A 19041-nucleotide genomic window follows, 5' to 3' on the forward strand; every position below is an offset into this window, starting at 1 on the left:
CGGGGATTATTGTGAACCCTTCAGGGATAAATTATTCGCATATCACTTCAGCAAGAACCGGGTTGAAACACCATTGCAGCCGGTCTATTTTTGGGATGTCTAAACAAAATAATTATGCATCTCCGCAGTGAACCATCTATCCTTTATTTTGGCACACCCGTAGTGCTGATCAGCACCGTGAATGAAAACGGGACATATAACCTGGCGCCTATGTCATCTGTATTCTGGTTAGGATGGCGGTGTATGCTGGGGCTTTCAGCACTCTCTAAAACAACTGAAAACATTCTCCGTACCGGACAATGTGTATTGAACCTGCCTTCCGTACATCAGGCAGAAGCGGTGAACCTGTTGGCCCGTACCACGGGAAGCGACCCGGTACCGGCAGGTAAACAGCAGAAAGGTTATCGCCATGAGCAGGATAAATTCGGGATAGCCGGCTTAACACCGGTAGCAGCTGAAACAGTTGCTCCGCCCCGCGTACTGGAATGCCCGGTGCATCAGGAGGCAGTACTGGTAGCAACACACGGCTTAGCAGCAGATAGTGCGGCACAACGGGGAAAGATCCTCACATTGGAAATGAGGATCACCCGGGTGCATCTGGATGAATCGATCTTAATGCAGGGACAGCAGCATAAGGTAGACCCAGACAAATGGCGCCCGCTGATCATGAGTTTCCAGGAATTCTATGGATTGGGCAGTAAGGTACACCCTTCCACGCTGGCACAGATCCCTGAGCATTTATACCGGACGGCCGACATTGAACAGGCCAGCAAAGACATTCTTTACCGGGAGGATAGCAAATAGACCTTCCAGTCTTCATATTCATTTAACCTGCCATTAACATTAGCGCAACATGTGGTTTTGATATTGTGGGATCAAATCTATCAAACCTATATGAAGCTTAATTCTTTGATGACCCGAATCAGTCCGCTGATGGCAGCGGTATTGATGGCCGGCTGCGACAACAATGATTCCACTCCGCCGCCAACTCCCGGTATTGAGATCAAGGCACAATCTGTAACACCTTCACTGGTAAAAACAATGACAGGTTTTGAAAACCTGAAGGTCTATCCTTTGATCAGCAGTGACGATACCCTGCCAGGTTCTCCTGCTTTCAGATACGGAGCACAGCCCGATGGCGCTGGTATGATGAAAAATCCTGCTGGCGAAGGATACATCATGATCACCAATCATGAGATCCTGTTTTCTGTATCCCGTGTGTACCTGGATAATAACCTGAAGCCAACTAAAGGTGAGTATATCGTAGATGCAGAGGGTGGCCGTATGCGTCTCTGTTCGGCAACCCTGACCAACCAGGAAGAACATGGTTTTTCTAAGTTCCTGACCGCAGGTGAGACGGACGGCGAATCTATGATCCATGCTATCGATCCGCTGGGTGCTGTAGACCTGAAGAAAACCAACCGTACTGTACCTGCCCTCGGAAAATGCAGCGCGGAAAACGCTGTACCATTATCTAAAAATGCTTTCCCGGGTAAAACTGCCATCTTCATTGGTGAAGATGAAAGCAGCCGTCAGGGCTTAGGTCAGGTGAACCTGTATGTATCCAACACGGTGGGCGATCTGCAGAATGGTAAACTGTACATGCTGCGCCGTATTGACCAGAATATCGTTGAAACCGATATGGAAGTGGGCAAAGCATACGATGTTGAGTTTGTGGAATACGAGAATGTGCCAAACAGCACAGGAGCTGAACTGGCTACACAGACAGTTGCCAAAAAAGCGATCCAGTTTGCCCGCGTGGAAGACCTGGATTATGGTAAAGGCTCTGTAGAGAACAACCGTAAACTGTACTTTACATCTACTGGTGTAAGTGAGGCAGATAAAGTGACACCGAAAGTAGGACTCACCATGTGGGGCCGTGTATACCAACTGGTGCTGGACGCCAGTAATCCGCTGAAGGGTAAATTGACTCCATTGGTGGATGGTAATGTAGATCCGGGTAACAGCCTGGTAAATCCAGACAATATATGTGTTACCCAGAATTTCCTGTATATCCAGGAAGATGGCGACTCTTACTATGTAAATAACAAGCACGACGGCCGTATCTGGCAATACAACCTGGCTACCAAAGCGCTGAAGCCAATGCTGGAGATGAACCACCGCCGTACTGAAGCCGAGTTTAACAACAAATACAATCCGGGTAATGAAACCCGTCTGGGATCATGGGAATATGGTGCGATGTACGATATTTCTGACCTGGTTGGTAAGCCTAATACATTCGTAGTGAACATTCATCCACATACCTGGGTGGACAATAAATTTGCCAATGCTGATGGCAGCGGCCTCACTACCAATAAGGAAGGTGGTCAGACCATCATCGTTACAGGTGTAGAAAAATAAATCATCAGGCAACCATTGATATTGTTGGCAAAGTTTCCCTCTCTGCAGGGAAACTTTTGCTATTGTAGCAACAGAATATGAAATTCAGAACTTTAGCAATAATTGCCGCTGCGTTGGGAATTACTATCTGGATAGCCTGCAGCGGGCCGGATCATCCGCAGGATCTGGATAAAAGTATACACCAGTGGCTGACTTTAAAGATGGATTCCCTGGAAACAGGAGCAGCGCAGTTATTATCGCTCGTGGAAGAACACGCAGCCGGGCCTGAGCTGCAACAGGCATTTAAAGTGTGCAGGCAAAGGTATAAGCAGATGGAATGGTTTAGTGAATACTATGCGCCTGCCACTTCCCGTCAGCTGAATGGGCCGCCATTACCTGAGATTGAGATAGAGGAGCATAAAAAAGCAGAACCGGCAGGATTACAGGTGATGGAGGAATTACTATTCCCATATGATAGCAGCGCCGTCAGCGCCCTCTTGAGGGAAGTAAAGGTCTTCAGGTCTGATCTGATACCTTTGCGGCATACTATTGAAAATACTCACTTTGATACGGCCCATATTTTTGATGCCTGTAAACTGGAAATATTCAGGATAGAAACACTGGGCATCAGTGGCTTTGATACGCCTTTATCCGGCTGGGGCATTACGGAAGCCGGTATTACGCTGAATGCAGTGAAACAAGTAATACAACTCGCGGGCGCACCCGATGCATTGTTACACCTTTTTGACACCGTCATTGCTGCAAGCAAACAGCCTGCGTCTGTCGGCATGTTTGATTACGCAACATATATGGCAGTTTACCTGGACCCACTGGCGGCCGCTATGACGGACTGGTTCTTCAGCGAAGGGCTAACGCCGTTAAAGTATCCCGGCGCGTTGAACACTCATGCCCGCACAATGTTTGACAGTACGTCTTTCAACATCAGTTATTTTGTGCATGCTGCGGATGCTTTCCCTACACCGGAGAAGGTTGCCCTGGGCAAAATGCTTTTCTATGACACCCGGCTGGCGGGTAATCAGCAGCGGAGCTGCAACAGCTGTCACCAGCAGGACAAGGCATTTACAGACGGGATGCCGAAGAATGTTTCGCTGAGCGGTACGGCTACCATCCTGCGTAACACGCCAACCTTACTATATGCCGGCCTGCAACAGGCACAGTTCTATGACATGCGTGCCCCTACGCTGGAGAACCAGGTATTGGACGTATTGCACAACGAAGCGGAAATGCATTCCTCTGCGGACGCAGTCGTAAAATGGCTGAACCGGGAGCCGGTGATAAAAGCACAGTTTAAAGCCGCTTTTCCGGACATGGAAGATACGATCAGGCCCAGGTACCTGATGCAGGCAATTGCGGCTTATATCCGCCAATTACACCCTTTCCGCTCAAGATTCGACCGGTATATGAAAGGTGAGCTAAACGCCATCAATGAACAGGAGAAGAAAGGCTTCAACCTGTTTATGGGGAAGGCGCGTTGCGCCACCTGTCACTTCCTGCCATTGTTCAACGGTACGGCAGCGCCGGTCTTTGCCACAACAGAGTCTGAAGTGCTGGGCGTACTACGCGCACCGGGAGTACCTGAACTGGACCCAGATGAGGGACGATATACGCACACAAAGATGGAGGAACTGAAATATGCCTTTAAGACCCCTACATTGCGCAATATCGCATTGACGGCGCCCTATATGCATAACGGGACTTTTCGGACACTGGAAGAGGTAATGGAGTTTTATAATAAAGGAGGGGCTGCGGGTTACGGAATTACACTACCGGGGCAAACGCTTTCTGCCGACCCGTTGCAGTTGTCGGAGGAAGAGAAGCGGGACATCATAGCCTTCATGAGAGTGCTTACGGATAATTGATGTTCGTGCAGGCAGTAACCGCTATTCGCTTTTAGGATATAAACGGGATCATTCGCGGCAATCGGCTCCGTCAGGTGCCGTGTGTTTGTAGCGCGGGGTGCAACCCCGGGAAACGGAAATGCGGTGTTTTTAATCCAGGTTTCAACCCCCGGGGAACGGAAATGCGGTGTTTTTAATCCAGGTTTCAACCCCGGGGAACGGAAATGCGGTGTTTTTAATCCAGGTTTCAACCCCCGGCAACCGAAATGCGGTGCAAATGATATGAAAAAAAAGAGCCCTGAGAACAGGGCTACACCAGATAAATTAACGTAAACAGATCATTTGAATTTAGTTTATCTCTAGCAGGATGTAATTTTAAGGTTTAAATTCTTTGTTCTTTGAACAGGCCTCATCGCCTTTTCTATAGCAAATGTAGACCATCTTCACATGTTAGAAAATCACCTAAATCGGGGAGACCAATAACTCTAAGTGGGGAGTTGGCAAGGCTGTATCATACAATACGTTGATTGATTGCAAGCGCAACGGCCTCTGTAAGTGAAGCCACGTGCAGCTTTTCATAAATTTTTTTCACATGACTACGTACTGTCTCGTAGCTGATGTTAAGTTCACTGGCAATCATTTTGTAACTCAGTCCGTTAACGATACAGGTCAATACCTCTTTTTCTCTCGCAGTCAGGTTATAGCTGTCATTGTTCGGCTCCGGTTTCTGTACTACGCTTTTCTGAAGCAGGTTCAATACTCTGCGCGCTATCGAAGGACTCATAGGCGAGCCGCCTGTCTGCAGTTCCTGGATAGCGTCCAGCAGTCGTGTGTTAAGATGGTTTTTCAAGATGTAACCGGATGCGCCGGCACAAATGGAATCAAAGACCCTGTCATCATCCTCAAATACCGTCTGTATGAGGATCTGTACATGTGGCACTTCCTTGCAGAGCAGTTTGATGGCTTCAATACCGCTCATTTCCGGCATTTCAATGTCCATTAGTACGATGTCCGGGTTACAATTCAATACATCATTCACACAATTACGGGCGTCACTGAATACGCCCACTACTTCAATTGAAGGGGCCGTGTTTAGCAATAACGTGATGCTGTTACGGATGTTTTTGTTGTCGTCAAAGATGGCAACGCGTATACTCATGGTTTGTCGTTTTTTGTTGCTTGTCAGGCAACGGGAAAGCTTAGTTTTAAATATGTCCCTTGGTGTGGTTTACTTTCTATCCCCAGGTCGGCCTTCATTTCACTGGCCCTGTGCCTGATGTTGTTGAGCCCATTACCAGACAGGGTCCTGACGGAAGGATCCTGCACTGCCTGATGATCAAATCCTATACCATCGTCCTGGATGTTAAGCTCCAGCATGTTCCGGCGGTAGCTTATGTTCACCCTGATAATACTGCATGCTGCATGTTTTAAGGCATTGTTCACTGCTTCCTTGAAAATGAGATAGAAGTTCTTCCGTTGATGCATGGCAAGGTTCAGGGTCTCAATCTTCTGATCGCAGTCGAATACGAAATGGATCTTTTTTGCGGTACATAAGGGTTTCGCATAAGATTCCATCCGCTTCACAATACTACTGACGTGATCATTTTTCGGATTGATCGCCCACACAATGTCAGACATCTCGGAGATCATTTCATTGGCCGTTGTACCAATGGTGGTTAACAATTCTTTTAATTGTTCACTTTTTTGCTGTTCATTGTATATTCTGGCTACCTCACTGTAAACGGAAATACCGCTCAGTGTCGATCCCACGCTGTCATGCAGGTCCTGTGCAATACGATTCCTGATCTCCTGCCGTTTCAGCAACTCATTGATACGGTAGCGGTAGATCAGGTAAATAGTACCGGCTATCAGTCCTGTACACAACAGGTAGAACCACCATCTCGTCCAGAAAGGAGGAATGATGGTAATATGCAGGGCTGTAACCTTATTGCCGAATACGCCTCTCCAGTTGCTGGCCTTTACCATGAACGTATAGTCTCCGCCTTTCAGGTTGGAATAGGAGGCAAAGTTGCGCTTGCCAACGCTGTTCCACGTTTTATCCACCCCGCTGAGCATGTAGGAGTACTGTAGGTTGTCCCCGCTGAATTCGGGCGCGGAAAACTCTATAGAAAAATAGTTCTTGGTATAATCCAGTGCAACGGCCGGCTCTTGCAGTAAATCGCTGTGCGAGTCATTGAAGATCTTAAAGTCCGTCAGGTATACCGGTGGCTCAGTGTTGATCCTGGCTATATCACGCGGATGGAATGACAGGTAATAGTTGGTACCGCCCACATAGATATTACCATCCTTATCCTTATACATATAACCTTTCACGCCACCATTCTTCTGGAGGGTAGGCAGGTCATAACAGCTGTAGATCCTGACGCCGGGATCATACTTGTGTATGTGACCATTACAGACCATCCATACATTGCCTTTATCATCTGTCTGCATACCTTCTGTCAGGTTGCTCGATTCCGCGATATGCTGCACTTTCTGTGTATGCGCATTCAGGTAATTCAATCCTCTGCCGTAGGTACTGATCCAAACGTGGCCCTGCATTCCTTCCTGGATATCATACACGTCTTCATTGCTCATATCTGTCAGGTACTTTACCTGTAAGCCCTCTTTCTGTGGCCAGTCGCCCAACCCATGCCTGGCAGTGGCCAGCCAGATATTGCCACTCGTACCCTTGGACATTTTTCTCACGAGATTATCCTTCAGGTTGAACCGTTTCAGTATAGCCCTTGTGGAATCGCTGCGGGTCACCCAGATTCCGTCTTTAAAATCATAATAGCTGAGGTAATGCCCATATGGCGATACGATCAGCACTGGGCGTGTACCCATAGCCATCGTATCTTTCACAATAGACACGATCCTGGACGCGATGAGCTTCTTCATCACCGGATCGTTCTCCGTACCGGGAAGGGTGATCAGCGTACCTTTCAGCGTATCATATATAAAGAGGGTATAGTCGGTGCCTATATAAAAAGTACCATCACTGTCTGCAAAGAACTTGGTGACCGCCAGCTGCTGTCCTTTATAGGTCAGCGTGCGGTGCTCGAATGACTGTTTACCGGGAGCCTGGATAAAAATGCCATCATTGGTGCCCATCCATAAGCGGCCGCCCGCATCTTTGTAAAAGTCAAAGATGTTGATATCCTTTCCAGTCTGTGGCAGGAAGGTCTGTTTAAACGGATAATACAAAGGATTGTGAAAACTGATACCGTTGTCGGTACCTACCCAGATGATACCGGTTCTGTCAATATAGACGGCGTTAACATGATTATCCACTATAGACCCATCTACATAAGGATGATGTTTGTAGTGATAGAAATGATGCTGTTCCCTATCGTACACAATCACCCCGGAATCTCTGCCTGCCATCCACAGACGGTGCGCTTTGTCTTCTGCGAAGCCATTGATCTCGTCATCCGGAAAGGAGTTCTTCCCCGGTATACCCCGGAACGTTTCTTCTGTTTTCTTAATATGATCGTAATGGTAGAGTGTTTTGTCCCAGGCTCCGTACCACATGTCCTTTTTGTAATCAAGGAACAGGGCGGTAACCGAGACATGTGGAAGCCGTGCGTACAGATCATCATATCTTTTATCGCCGGTGAACTGCAGTGTGCGGGTGTTGACCTTGAGTATGCCCCCGCCGCTTCTGCCCACCCATAGCGTATCTTTGGCGTCCATACTCAGTGACAGGATGGAAGTGGTGCCCGTCCTCACCGGGTGAGAGAACTCTCCCGTCTTCTTGTTGAATCTCCTGGTGCGATAATTACCCGTTCCCACCCAGAGATAGCCTTTATCATCATCCGCTATGACATTGATATGGTTTTCCGGAATACCATTTTCATTGCCTGCAACGTACCGGAATTGCCTGAACTGCTTTGAGGGTGGAAGACGGTAATCGTAAGCGCTTAATCCTCCGTCTTCAGTAGCAATCCAGATAATGCCGTCTTCATCTTCCAGAAGATCGCTGATAATATTGCCGGATATGCAGGTTGTATCACCAGGTGTTCTTCTGAAGACGGTAAAATACTTACCGTCATAACGATTTAGACCATCCTCTGTACCAAACCATATAAATCCCCGCTTGTCCTGTAATATACAGTTGACTTTATTGTGGGAAAGCCCGTTCTCAGTCCTTAATGTATTGAAATAAGGTGTCTGTTGTTGTGCTATAATGGTCTGGGTTAACATGATTATCGTTACCAATAAAAGGTAAGTTTTTCTCATGATAGGTTTCTTCCTCTGCTGATTTTATTGAAAACCAAAATTACACGTTTAATAATATTAAATTGTAAGGATTTATTCATTTTTTATAAAAAGATCGTTAATTTTTTATCCATGTTATAACATCGTATTGCTGTAACTGTTATCAGAAACGGATTCCAATGTTTTCTAGTTACACAGTAATGTTTAAATTGAGTATTTTTTTACAGACAATGAGTAGTATCCAGATCATTACATTACAAATGGAAGAAGCGTATCAGGTGCATTTTAATGCTTTGCGACAACGTTATTTTCCGGCTCACGCCAATTATCTGGATGCTCATATTACACTGTTCCATCATCTGCCATTGGGCGAACCCGCTATCACAGCCACTTTGCAGGATGTAAGCCAGAGAAGCCCGCTCATACTAACTGTAGCGGGTATAGTCAATTTTGGAAAGGGCGTTGCTTACAGACTGGTATCAGATGAATTACAGATATTACATCAACAGTTACAGACCGCCTTCGATCCCTGGTTGATAAAACAGGACAGGCAACCTTTGCGTCCGCATATTACAGTACAGAACAAAGTCACTTCATTTAAGGCCCAGTATGTACACCAGACATTGTTGCAGGACTTTGTACCTTTTGAGATCAGGGCTACGGGATTGCAAACATGGCGTTACCTGCACGGTCCATGGAAAGAGCTAACAGTGTTTCCTTTTCATCAATAAGAAGATGACGCACCTTACAACAAAGTGCATCGTCTCGTAATGATAAAAAGTATATACCAGGTTAAGTAATGCTTATTTATGTAGTCCTTTTTACGCTGGTAGGCCAACAGCTTTTCCGGATGATCTGTCTGAACAGCGTTAGCATATGTTGCATCTTTACGCAGTTGCTCAAAACAACGTGGAGGCTTGTCCGTTAAACAACAGTGGGCACTGCCGCAGTTCGGCATAGGTGAAGTCTCTTATCAGACCGGGCTTACCTGTCATTCGCCGGATATATTTATCGTGCGTCAGACCAGGGGGAATTCTTTTGTTAAATAATTGTAAGCAGACACTTACCGTTCATCACAAACGGCTGAACTTCAAATATTAAACAGTCCGCATAAGATCCCTGTTTTACGCGGACTGCTCTATCAATAATAAGGATCGGGCATCGGGAGCGAATCATATTTCGCCATATAATTATCGATAGCTGTTCCGATAGCCCGGGTTTCGGTTGTTTCATTGTCAGTGCCATCTTCAAACCAGTGGTCGGCGCCTTCGTTATCCTGTTTCAACAGCAACAACAGTTTTTTGCCGGGTATTTCCACTTTGAAGAGACATTTGCCCAATGGTGTTACAGTTATTTGACTATTATTGTGGTCGATGGTGAATGCATTCATATATAATCTTTTATAGAAATCGGTACAATCATTATGCCTGATTTCACCTACTAATCAGTGGCAACCGTATATTTGTCGGGTATCTAAATACTACTTATGATCAGGATTGTAATCGCACTGACGCTCATGCTCGGGTGCGCGGGCGTAGTGTCTGCCCAGGAGCTTTACATGCCCCGGAATATAAAAAAGGCATATGCTAATCAGACAAGGGCAAAGAATGGTCTTCCGGGCCAGAATTACTGGCAGAATAAAGGCCGTTATGATATTCAGCTGAAGGTAAATGCACCCGCTGGCCTTGTGTATGGCCGGGAAAAGATCCGGTATATTAACAATAGCCCTGACCCCCTGAATGAAGTCGTTATCCGCCTGATATGTAATCTGCATAAGATCAATGCCCCCCGTTCCGGATACGTCAGCAAAGACTTCCTGACAGAAGATGGCGTTACAATAGATACCCTGATCATTGGCGGCATTAACGTTCCTTTTGACAATGACATCGCAACGGTAGGTACGGTTAAATTGCCCCAGTCACTGCAGTCTAAGGACAGTCTTGACCTGGATGTCAGCTGGCATTACACCTTATCCAAACTGAGCGGAAGGGAGGGAAAGATAGATAGTACCACGTTTTTTCTTGCCTATGCGTATCCCCGCATTTCTGTGTACGATGACTATAACGGATGGGATAGGATCGAACACATGGACAGGGTAGAATTCTATAGTGATTTCAACGATTATAACGTAGCGGTCACCGCACCGAAGAATTATGTGGTATGGGGCACTGGTGTATTGCAGAATGTAGAGGAGGTATTACAGCCGGCCATCGCGCAGCGCCTGAAAGCGTCTTATACTTCAGACCGCCTGATCCATATTGCCGGCAAAGATGAAATGAGTGGGGGCAAAGTAACCGCTCAGAAGGAGTGGAATACCTGGAAATTCAGCGCCTCCCATATAGCAGACGTAACCTTTGGGATGAGCAATCATTACGTATGGGATGCCGCCAGTGTGGTGGTAGATAGTGCCGCCGGCCGTCGTACCAGTGTGCAGGCCGCTTATGATGACGGCGCTGCGGACTTTCATCATTCTGTGGATTTTTCCCGCTATGCATTAGACTGGTTCTCCCGTTACTGGCCCGGAGTGGCATATCCTTTCCCTACTATGACCGCCTTCCAGGGATTTGCAGATATGGAATATCCTATGATGGTCAATGACGCAACCGTGGGCGATCAGATCGGTTTCGCACAACTGGTGCAGGACCATGAGATCGCACATACGTATTTTCCTTTTTATATGGGCATCAATGAAAGTCGTTACGCCTTTATGGATGAGGGCTGGGCCACTACCTTTGAATACCTGATCGGTGTGGCGGAGAAGGGCAAGATAGCCGCTGATAAATTTTACCGGATGTTCCGGGTGGATGCTTATATCAAAGATGCTTCCGGTGAGGAAGATCAGCCTATTATTTCCCAGTCCCACCAGGTAAGTGGTGCAGGGTATGGTAACAATTCTTACGGAAAGCCTTCCCTGGCTTATCTGGCGGTAAAAGACCTGTTGGGCGATGATCTGTTCCGTAAGTGCCTGCATGGCTATATGCACGACTGGAATGGCAAACATCCTATTCCCTGGGACTTCTTCAACGCTTTCAATAACTACGCTGGTCAAAATCTCAACTGGTTCTGGAATAACTGGTTCTTCAGCAACAATTATATTGATCTGCAGCTGGCGGGTGTAAAGACAAAGGGTAATAATGCTGAACTGTCGGTTGTAAATGCCGGCGGCTTTGCTATTCCCTTTGATGTGATAATCACATATGCTGATGGTACGACTAAAACTGTGCACCAGACGCCAGCCCTATGGAAGAGTGGCAGCAAACAGGTGACTGTAACGGTGCCTGTCAGCGGCAGGGTAGCTGCGGTAATGCTGGACGGTGTTTTGAATACCGACTACACACCGGAAGATAATGAGTGGAGAGCTAATTAATTACAATTGCAGGAAGACTGATAGACTTTGGGAGTAGTACCTTCCACCTTCCTGAATACTCTTATAAAATAATTGACATCTGTGAAGCCGCAAAGCTTGCTTACATCGTAAATATTGCTTTGCGGCTTTGCCAGTAACTGTTTGGCAAGCTTAATCCTTTCCTTGTTGATATACTCCAGCGGAGGAATGCCAAACTGCTCACGGAACCACTTGAAGAACAGGTTCCTGCTGAGATATGCCTTGCGACTCAGGGCTTCTACTGCAATCTTATCAGTCAGATGCTCCTGGATATAGTTCAATACAAAATTCTGCCTGTTACCGTTTTCATTTGAGATACTGCCTTCTTCCGCCTGTCCTAACTGCTGACTTTGCAGCAGGCGGATCAGCAATTCTTTCAGCTGCAGGTCTGCATAGATATTCTTTGACTTATCATTACTGCTGCAGATGCGGATCAGTTTATTGATCAATTCTGTGATCTCATGATTATTCTCAAAATGGTACTGCTGGAAGGAGAGTTGCCAGTTTTGCTGCTCACCGCCGGTGTTGTAATAATGATTCAGATAATTGACAGTTTCCCGGATATAGCTGTCGTCTATAGCCAGGGCAATACACTGCGTGGGATTGTCCAGGGTAGCTTCCGGAAAATCGATGATCATGGTTTCCTGTGGCGGTACGATGAGCGATTCTCCCGGCAGATAATCAAAAGAAGGTTTATTGATAAGGTGCATGATCTTTTTGCCCCGTACCATACTGGTAATTACAAGGTCATTGAAAGTAAGCGGCACATCATAGGCCTGCTCATAACTTTCAAAGATACTCAGTTCACAATTACGGAGATTAAATACACGCCTACTCTCTACTAAAGTTTGCAGCTGCCGTGGAATAGTGAGGTCTATCGTCTGCAAATAATTCTTTATCTGCATAGAAAATCTGTTTACTACTAACAAGTTAACCAATTTTTCAGCCATCTCAAAATTAAGGTACGATTGTGCTATAAATAAGTACGAAAATATCCGCGTCTTATCATCAGTTCAGGAAATTGCATATATAATTTCACGTATTATTTCACGTTTAAAAAACTCCACAAATTATGAGCGTTGCAACATCTGCTGCCCCTTCGTCAACCCTGGCAGCACGTCCTGAATTTAAGACCAGGTATGAGCATTTTATTAACGGGGAATGGGTGCCACCATCCAGCGGTGAATATTTTGATAACATTTCTCCCATCGATGGTAAGGTTTTCACACAAGCTGCAAGAGGCAATGCAACGGATATTGATAAAGCAATAGATGCGGCCCATGAAGCATTTAAAACATGGAGCAAAACAGCTGCATCTTACCGGAGTAACCTGTTATTGAAAATTGCACAGATAGTGGAAGATAACCTGGATTACCTGGCCGTTGTTGAGACGATAGACAACGGGAAACCAATCCGGGAAACAAAAGCAGCCGACCTGCCACTGGTAGTAGACCATTTCAGGTATTTCGCCGGGGTGATCCGCAGTGAGGAAGGCACGATCAGTGAACATGATGAAACTACAGTAAGTATTAACCTGCATGAGCCAATCGGCGTTGTAGGACAGATCATTCCATGGAACTTCCCGTTGCTCATGGCAACCTGGAAGATTGCGCCTGCCCTGGCTGCAGGGTGCTGCGTAGTTGTAAAACCTGCGGAACAGACACCTACCAGCATTATGGTGCTGATGGAACTGATCGGTAACGTATTACCTAAAGGTGTATTGAATATAGTAACCGGTTTTGGTGTGGAAGCGGGTAAACCGCTGGCTTCTTCTCCGAAAGTGCAGAAAGTAGCCTTTACAGGAGAAACCACCACCGGTAGGCTCATTATGCAGTATGCCTCTGAAAACCTGATCCCGGTTACGATGGAACTGGGAGGTAAGAGTCCCAACATTTTCTTTGAAAGCGTAGCTGACGCAGATGACGAATTCTTTGATAAGGCCATAGAAGGAGCAGTAATGTTTGCCCTGAACCAGGGTGAGGTATGTACATGTCCGAGCCGTATACTGGTACATGAGCACATTTATGACCGCTTTATGAACCGTGTCATTCAGCGCACAAAAGCCATTAAGATGGGTAATCCGCTTGACCCAACTGTCATGATGGGCGCCCAGGCCAGCGAAGACCAGTTCCAGAAGATCCTGAGTTACCTGGATATTGGTAAACAGGAAGGCGCAGAGGTATTGTGCGGCGGCGAAGCTTACCATCAGAACAACGGACTGGAGCACGGATTCTATGTTCAGCCCACACTGCTGAAAGGAAATAACAAGATGAGGGTATTCCAGGAAGAGATATTCGGACCTGTAGCTTGTGTGACCACTTTTAAAACAACGGAAGAAGCGATAGAGATTGCCAATGATACACTCTATGGATTGGGCGCTGGTGTCTGGACCAGGGATGCACATGAACTGTACCAGGTGCCAAGGGCATTACAGGCTGGCAGGGTATGGGTGAACTGCTACCATGCTTATCCGGCGCACGCTCCATTCGGAGGCTATAAGAAATCCGGTTTCGGAAGGGAAACACATAAGATGATGCTGAATCACTATCGCCAGACGAAGAATATGCTGATATCTTACGGTAAACAGAAACTGGGATTCTTTTAATAAAATTTTAGATCAGGAATTGAAAATTGATTCGCGTTTGTTATAAACCGGGTACCCGGGTGTGCACCCCGCGCTACAAACACAACGCTCCCAACGGAGCTAAATGCCGCGAATGATTCCGGTATGCAGGCAGTGGGGTTACAAACACAACGTACCTCCGGAGCTAAATAGGGTTTAATCCGGAATGCAGGCGTTTTAAAATTCTTAATTCCTGACTTTTATACAGTGTCTTAACTTTTTTCATGACTAAGAGAATCATAGCAACAGAGGAAGCCATATCCTTGATCAATGAGCTCCGTCACACGCATGGCCCCCTGATGTTCCACCAAAGTGGGGGCTGTTGTGACGGCTCACAACCGATGTGCTTTCCGGAGGGGGAATTTAAAACAGGCGCTACAGATGTATGTCTGGGCGAAGTAGATGGATGTAAATTTTATATGAACGGGGACCAGTTTGAATACTGGAAACACACGCAACTGATCCTGGACGTCATCAAGGGGCGTGGCAGTAGCTTTTCACTGGAGATCCCCCTTGGAGTCAGATTTCATATCCGTTCCCGTGTATTCTCCGATGAGGAGGTTGCGGAGCTGGAAACGACACAACCGCTGACTTAAACACTATCCCGAAAATGGAAAGTCCTGCAGTTTCAACTGACAGGACTTTTCGTATCAATTTGTGAACTTATGATGATCAGTGTTATAATACCCCCGTGCCAGTATGGCATGTAAATTTTTAAGGTACAGGGGACTTTTCAAAACGAATGGCTTTCAAGTCAAATCCTCCGGTTTCAGCATATAGCCGGAGGGTTTGGCGGCCATTCCTGAGCACAATGTTTTTGATATTGTAGGTCTGCCATTCACCACGCTTATTTTCTTTTGCCCGGATTACGGCTACCTTACCTATTGGCTTTCCGTCAATTGTCACAGCCAGTTGGCCGGGCACTTTACCCGGAGCTCCAATGAAGGAAAGTGTATATTTCCCTTTCAGGGTAATATTTATCGTGTATTTCAACCATTCTCCCGTAGCAAAGTCAGTGACATAATAACTGCCTGCATCAGCAGAATCGGCTACAATATCCACTCCATCATTCCGGTATACCCTGCCGCGGTTACCACCTACCCATTTGGGATTGGAGATGCGGTAATTGGCCGTATCAGTATCGAAGTAAGCCGCCCGGTTTACACCCAGGTCGTAGTCCACTGCCTCCAGTATTCCCGTATTAGTGATCGTATTGTTTTTGAAGGGCAGCGTTTTGTCAGAGAACGGCTGGCGGATCATAGCGTCTATCACATCACGGTGCAGGATATTGTTACTGATATTCGCTCCCCTGGCTACTTCCATCAAACCTTCATAGGCCACGCCGCTGGCAGGTGCGCTGCCCTTGCCGCTGATATAGTTGATCACGCGCATGTATTTATCGTTGGATTTGATCTCCAGCGGATTGTTGGCGCCTAATTTCTTCAGCGGCCACCATGACCAGCCGATGTTGTTCTTCTCAAAGAGGCGGATAGCTTCTGTAAACCAGACATTCGAGTTCTCGCCTGTTTCACCCAGCCATACAGGTATATTATATTTCTGGCGGAAATCCAGGATGTGCTGGATGGATTTGGTATCATTCAGGTTCCAGTATTTGTGGAAGCTCAGTACCATGTTCTTGTCCCACGGTGGCAGCATACCGTTGTAGTTATTTCCCCAGCCATTTCCTTCAATGATGATGATATGACGGTCATCTACCTCACGGATCGCTTTGGTAATATCCTGCAGCAGCTGTCTAAGCGGTACGTTGTTTTGTTCTTTCAGGCCGTTCTTATCATTTTCAGGATCTTCGAAGCCATAATTGGGCTCGTTCAGGATATCATAAGCACCGATGAAAGGCTCATCATGGTAACGTTCTGCTAGTTTCTTCCATAAGGCTATGGTCTTTAAGCGGTCGGCTTCGTTTTCCCAGAGAGAAGGTTTGGAGCCGTCCCGGTCAGAGATGTTCAGGTCATTGCCTTGTCCGCCCGGAGCGGCATGCAGGTCCAGGATCAGGTACATATGGTTTGCCTTACACCATGCCAGCAGGCTGTCGGTCATGGCAAATCCCTTTTCCAACCAGGTATTTTGTCCGGCCACAGGTTCTTTATCTACCGGTAATGTATACAGGTTAAAGTGCATGGGCAAACGAACGGAATTGAAACCCCATGCTTTCAGAGAATCAATATCCGCTTTGGTAGTATGATTTTCCAGCCATGCATCATAAAATTCCTGCGTTCTCTGCGGCCCTATCAGGCTCTCAATACCCGCACGGATCTTGTGCTGCTGGCCCTGGCCGTTTACCCGTAACATATATCCTTCCTGCAGCATCCAGCCACCAAGGCCGATACCGCGCAGGAGTACGTTTTCTCCTTTCTGGTTAACGATCTGTGTGCCTTTGGCCCTCAGAAAGCCCTGGCCGCGGCTTTGAAATGGTTTAAAAGAGAGGGAGAGCAATAACAATAACGTGACGTGTTTAGATAGTTTCATAACAATGAATTAGACGAAAAATTGACGAGGGAACAAAATAGGATTTTATAAATAGAAAAGGGAGACCGATTGATAAGCGGGCTAAGCCCCGGACCTTAACGAAGCACCCAGGATCTCTCCAGCAGCATTGCAATACCTGTTCCCAGTACCGCGCCTGCCGCATAACAGATACAGTCACTCAACACAAAATCATAACCGAGTATCAGGCCGAATGGGAACGTATGCCGCAGCTGCACGATCCAGCTGGCTTTATATAATTGCTGCAGCTCGATAATGATACACGCAAGAAAGGTGAGGATACCCAGTTTAATCACCTCTGTGGCAGGGAATAAAAACCGCAGGAAGAAGAACAGGCAGGTAGCATACAATACATCACCGCCATAGGTTTTTATGATATATGGAAAGTGATCCGGGTACAAACGGGTAGCCAATCCCAGCGGGATGGTGAGCAGGAACAGCACAAAGTATAGGAAGATCTTCTTCGTTCTCATAGGTTTCATACCCCCAAATATAGGAAACATCAGAATGTTTTTGCATTCATATTACCTGCAGAAGTGCGGAGATATGCTGTAGGACTTCCCTGTTCCTGTATGCCCCGGGAGTACCCCAGGAAGCGATCGAAGCCGATTATACCGCCAGCAATGTGTACCCGGAACCTATGAAAGCCCCGCATGTTCAAAAGTTTTACGATAGCGTACAGGCCTCGACGAGTTAACGGTCAGGAAAGCAGCAGAAATATACCATTTAATGGAACAGGGCTACTTAACATAATGTATGTCATATATGCATTGAATGTTATTTCTTATAATCGTGTTATCAAGGCCGTAACAAATTATGTTCAGATATATGCCTTGTAAGGGCGCTACTATAGTGCGTTCTCGGAGATAACCCATATATAACCCATATATAAGCCATATTTAACCCATATATAATCCATATTTAAAAGGTATGGGTTATATATGGGTTATATATGGGTTATATATGGGTTGATTATAGTTTACATATGGTTAATTGACGAGAAACGACCCTTAAAACAGCCTTATTAGAAGGGAATCGGAGCGGCTTTTGGCAGTTTGCGCCCTTCCGTTATCTTTATGGCATGAAAATAAGAGCCATCATTACGGGAGCGACAGGAATGGTAGGAGAGGGCGTTCTGCATGAATGCCTGTTAAGCGGGGATGTGGAAGCGGTGCTGGTCATCAACAGGAGGCCCTGTGGTGTAACGCATCCCAAGCTGAAAGAGATCATTCACCCTGATTTTTTTGATTTTAGCCCTATCAGGGAGCAGTTACGTGGCTATAATGCCTGTTATTTCTGCCTGGGGGTTTCCTCTGTAGGAATGGACAAGGAAACCTATTACAGGATGACCTATACCCTGACTATGCACGTAGCGGAAACACTGAGTCAGCTGAACAGGGATATGACTTTCTGTTATGTATCCGGCGCGGGTACTGACAGTACGGAAAAAGGCCGGTCAAACTGGGCCAGGGTAAAGGGGAAAACCGAAAACGACCTTATGAAGCTGCCTTTCAGGGCTGTATTTGCCTTCCGTCCGGGTTTTATCAGACCTATTAAAGGGTTGAAGTATGTGCACTCATTTTACAAATACGTAGGCTGGATGTTCCCTATAGGACGTGCATTGTTTCCCGCAGGATTTGCAAAACTGGAAGAGATGGGGCGGGCTATGATAAACGTGACATTGAACGGATACGGGAAAAAGATAGTCGAAGGAAAAGATATTATCGTCCTGGGAAAGGGGGCGTAATATCTCCCCCTGCGCATTCAGGTAATAACGTATGTCCTTCCCGGTACTTTTTTGTTTTGTTAACTTCGCATTAACTCTTTTTTCAAAAAGTTAACCGTACTTCGCACTGCTTTAGTAACCATTAGTTTTTTGTATAACCATTCATTGTTTAATTATGAAAAGTTGGTATCTGCAATACCTACCATTGTAACCATATATTTCCAATTTACTTTAGATTATTGTTAGTGCTGGATCTGTGCTGTGCTGGCTGTGTAGCCTCCATTGATTGTTTATTGTCGTTGCAGCTCTTCTGCAATTGCTGCTACCAGTTTTGATTGTCATCGGAGCTGTTCACTTATCCGTGTTGTGTTAATCATTAATT

Annotated in this window: 15 protein-coding genes; 8 read left to right on the forward strand and 7 right to left on the reverse strand. The window is 46.3% G+C overall.

Annotation, left to right across the window (positions count from 1 at the left end; all coding sequences use genetic code 11):
• Positions 1 to 114 precede the first annotated feature (114 nt).
• From F3I09_RS14725 to F3I09_RS14735, 3 genes are all read left to right on the forward strand, one after another.
• Positions 115 to 804: a flavin reductase family protein gene (locus F3I09_RS14725; RefSeq protein WP_149695798.1), complete on the forward strand. Its 690-nt coding sequence runs from the start codon at positions 115 to 117 to the stop codon at positions 802 to 804.
• Positions 805 to 894: 90 nt separating this feature from the next.
• A complete protein-coding gene (locus F3I09_RS14730) occupies positions 895 to 2361 on the forward strand; it encodes a hypothetical protein (protein ID WP_149695799.1) in 1467 nt (488 codons plus the stop codon).
• A gap of 77 nt (positions 2362 to 2438) precedes the next feature.
• On the forward strand, positions 2439 to 4220 hold the full coding sequence (locus F3I09_RS14735) for a cytochrome-c peroxidase (protein ID WP_149695800.1): 1782 nt from the start codon (positions 2439 to 2441) through the stop codon (positions 4218 to 4220).
• 490 nt (positions 4221 to 4710) lie between these two features.
• Here the strand turns inward: F3I09_RS14735 and F3I09_RS14740 are convergent, their stop codons facing one another.
• Both F3I09_RS14740 and F3I09_RS14745 read right to left on the reverse strand, forming a co-directional pair.
• A complete protein-coding gene (locus F3I09_RS14740) occupies positions 4711 to 5358 on the reverse strand; it encodes a response regulator transcription factor (RefSeq protein ID WP_149695801.1) in 648 nt (215 codons plus the stop codon).
• A 23-nt stretch (positions 5359 to 5381) separates the two neighbouring features.
• Positions 5382 to 8441 carry a sensor histidine kinase gene (locus F3I09_RS14745; RefSeq protein WP_149695802.1) on the reverse strand — a complete coding sequence of 1020 codons (3060 nt, stop codon included), beginning with the start codon at positions 8439 to 8441 and terminating at the stop codon, positions 5382 to 5384.
• 209 nt (positions 8442 to 8650) lie between these two features.
• On the opposite strand from F3I09_RS14745, the gene F3I09_RS14750 reads away from it, so the two are divergent.
• On the forward strand, positions 8651 to 9151 hold the full coding sequence (locus tag F3I09_RS14750; protein WP_188133814.1) for a 2'-5' RNA ligase family protein: 501 nt from the start codon (positions 8651 to 8653) through the stop codon (positions 9149 to 9151).
• A gap of 410 nt (positions 9152 to 9561) precedes the next feature.
• On the opposite strand, the gene F3I09_RS14755 is transcribed toward F3I09_RS14750, so the two are convergent.
• The gene (locus tag F3I09_RS14755) at positions 9562 to 9810 is read right to left on the reverse strand and encodes a hypothetical protein (protein WP_149695804.1); all 249 of its coding nucleotides are present in this window, start codon (positions 9808 to 9810) and stop codon (positions 9562 to 9564) included.
• Between the two features lie 96 nt (positions 9811 to 9906).
• On the opposite strand from F3I09_RS14755, the gene F3I09_RS14760 reads away from it, so the two are divergent.
• Positions 9907 to 11787: a M1 family metallopeptidase gene (locus F3I09_RS14760; protein ID WP_149695805.1), complete on the forward strand. Its 1881-nt coding sequence runs from the start codon at positions 9907 to 9909 to the stop codon at positions 11785 to 11787.
• Here F3I09_RS14760 and F3I09_RS14765 read toward each other — a convergent pair.
• Complete coding sequence (locus F3I09_RS14765; RefSeq protein WP_149695806.1) at positions 11784 to 12710, reverse strand: AraC family transcriptional regulator; 927 nt, start codon at positions 12708 to 12710, stop codon at positions 11784 to 11786. The genes F3I09_RS14760 and F3I09_RS14765 overlap by 4 nt on opposite strands.
• 167 nt (positions 12711 to 12877) lie before the next feature.
• On the opposite strand from F3I09_RS14765, the gene F3I09_RS14770 reads away from it, so the two are divergent.
• Positions 12878 to 14410, forward strand: coding sequence for an aldehyde dehydrogenase family protein (locus tag F3I09_RS14770; protein WP_149695807.1), 1533 nt, complete (start codon positions 12878 to 12880; stop codon positions 14408 to 14410).
• A 242-nt stretch (positions 14411 to 14652) separates the two neighbouring features.
• Positions 14653 to 15024 carry a DUF779 domain-containing protein gene (locus tag F3I09_RS14775; protein ID WP_149695808.1) on the forward strand — a complete coding sequence of 124 codons (372 nt, stop codon included), beginning with the start codon at positions 14653 to 14655 and terminating at the stop codon, positions 15022 to 15024.
• Positions 15025 to 15142: 118 nt separating this feature from the next.
• Here F3I09_RS14775 and F3I09_RS14780 read toward each other — a convergent pair whose 3' ends face one another.
• The 3 genes from F3I09_RS14780 to F3I09_RS34060 form a co-directional block, all read right to left on the reverse strand.
• Positions 15143 to 16915 (reverse strand): cellulase family glycosylhydrolase, encoded by a 1773-nt coding sequence (locus tag F3I09_RS14780; protein ID WP_149695809.1) that lies wholly within the window; start codon positions 16913 to 16915, stop codon positions 15143 to 15145.
• A 95-nt stretch (positions 16916 to 17010) separates the two neighbouring features.
• A complete protein-coding gene (locus tag F3I09_RS14785; RefSeq protein ID WP_188133815.1) occupies positions 17011 to 17415 on the reverse strand; it encodes a DUF2809 domain-containing protein in 405 nt (134 codons plus the stop codon).
• A gap of 20 nt (positions 17416 to 17435) precedes the next feature.
• Positions 17436 to 17588 carry a hypothetical protein gene (locus tag F3I09_RS34060; protein ID WP_188133816.1) on the reverse strand — a complete coding sequence of 51 codons (153 nt, stop codon included), beginning with the start codon at positions 17586 to 17588 and terminating at the stop codon, positions 17436 to 17438.
• A gap of 426 nt (positions 17589 to 18014) precedes the next feature.
• On the opposite strand from F3I09_RS34060, the gene F3I09_RS14790 reads away from it, so the two are divergent.
• Positions 18015 to 18680, forward strand: coding sequence for an NAD-dependent epimerase/dehydratase family protein (locus F3I09_RS14790; RefSeq protein ID WP_149695811.1), 666 nt, complete (start codon positions 18015 to 18017; stop codon positions 18678 to 18680).
• Positions 18681 to 19041 lie beyond the last annotated feature (361 nt).

Origin of the sequence: Chitinophaga sp. CF418 (assembly GCF_900142925.1) — a bacterium.
GTDB lineage: Bacteria > Bacteroidota > Bacteroidia > Chitinophagales > Chitinophagaceae > Chitinophaga.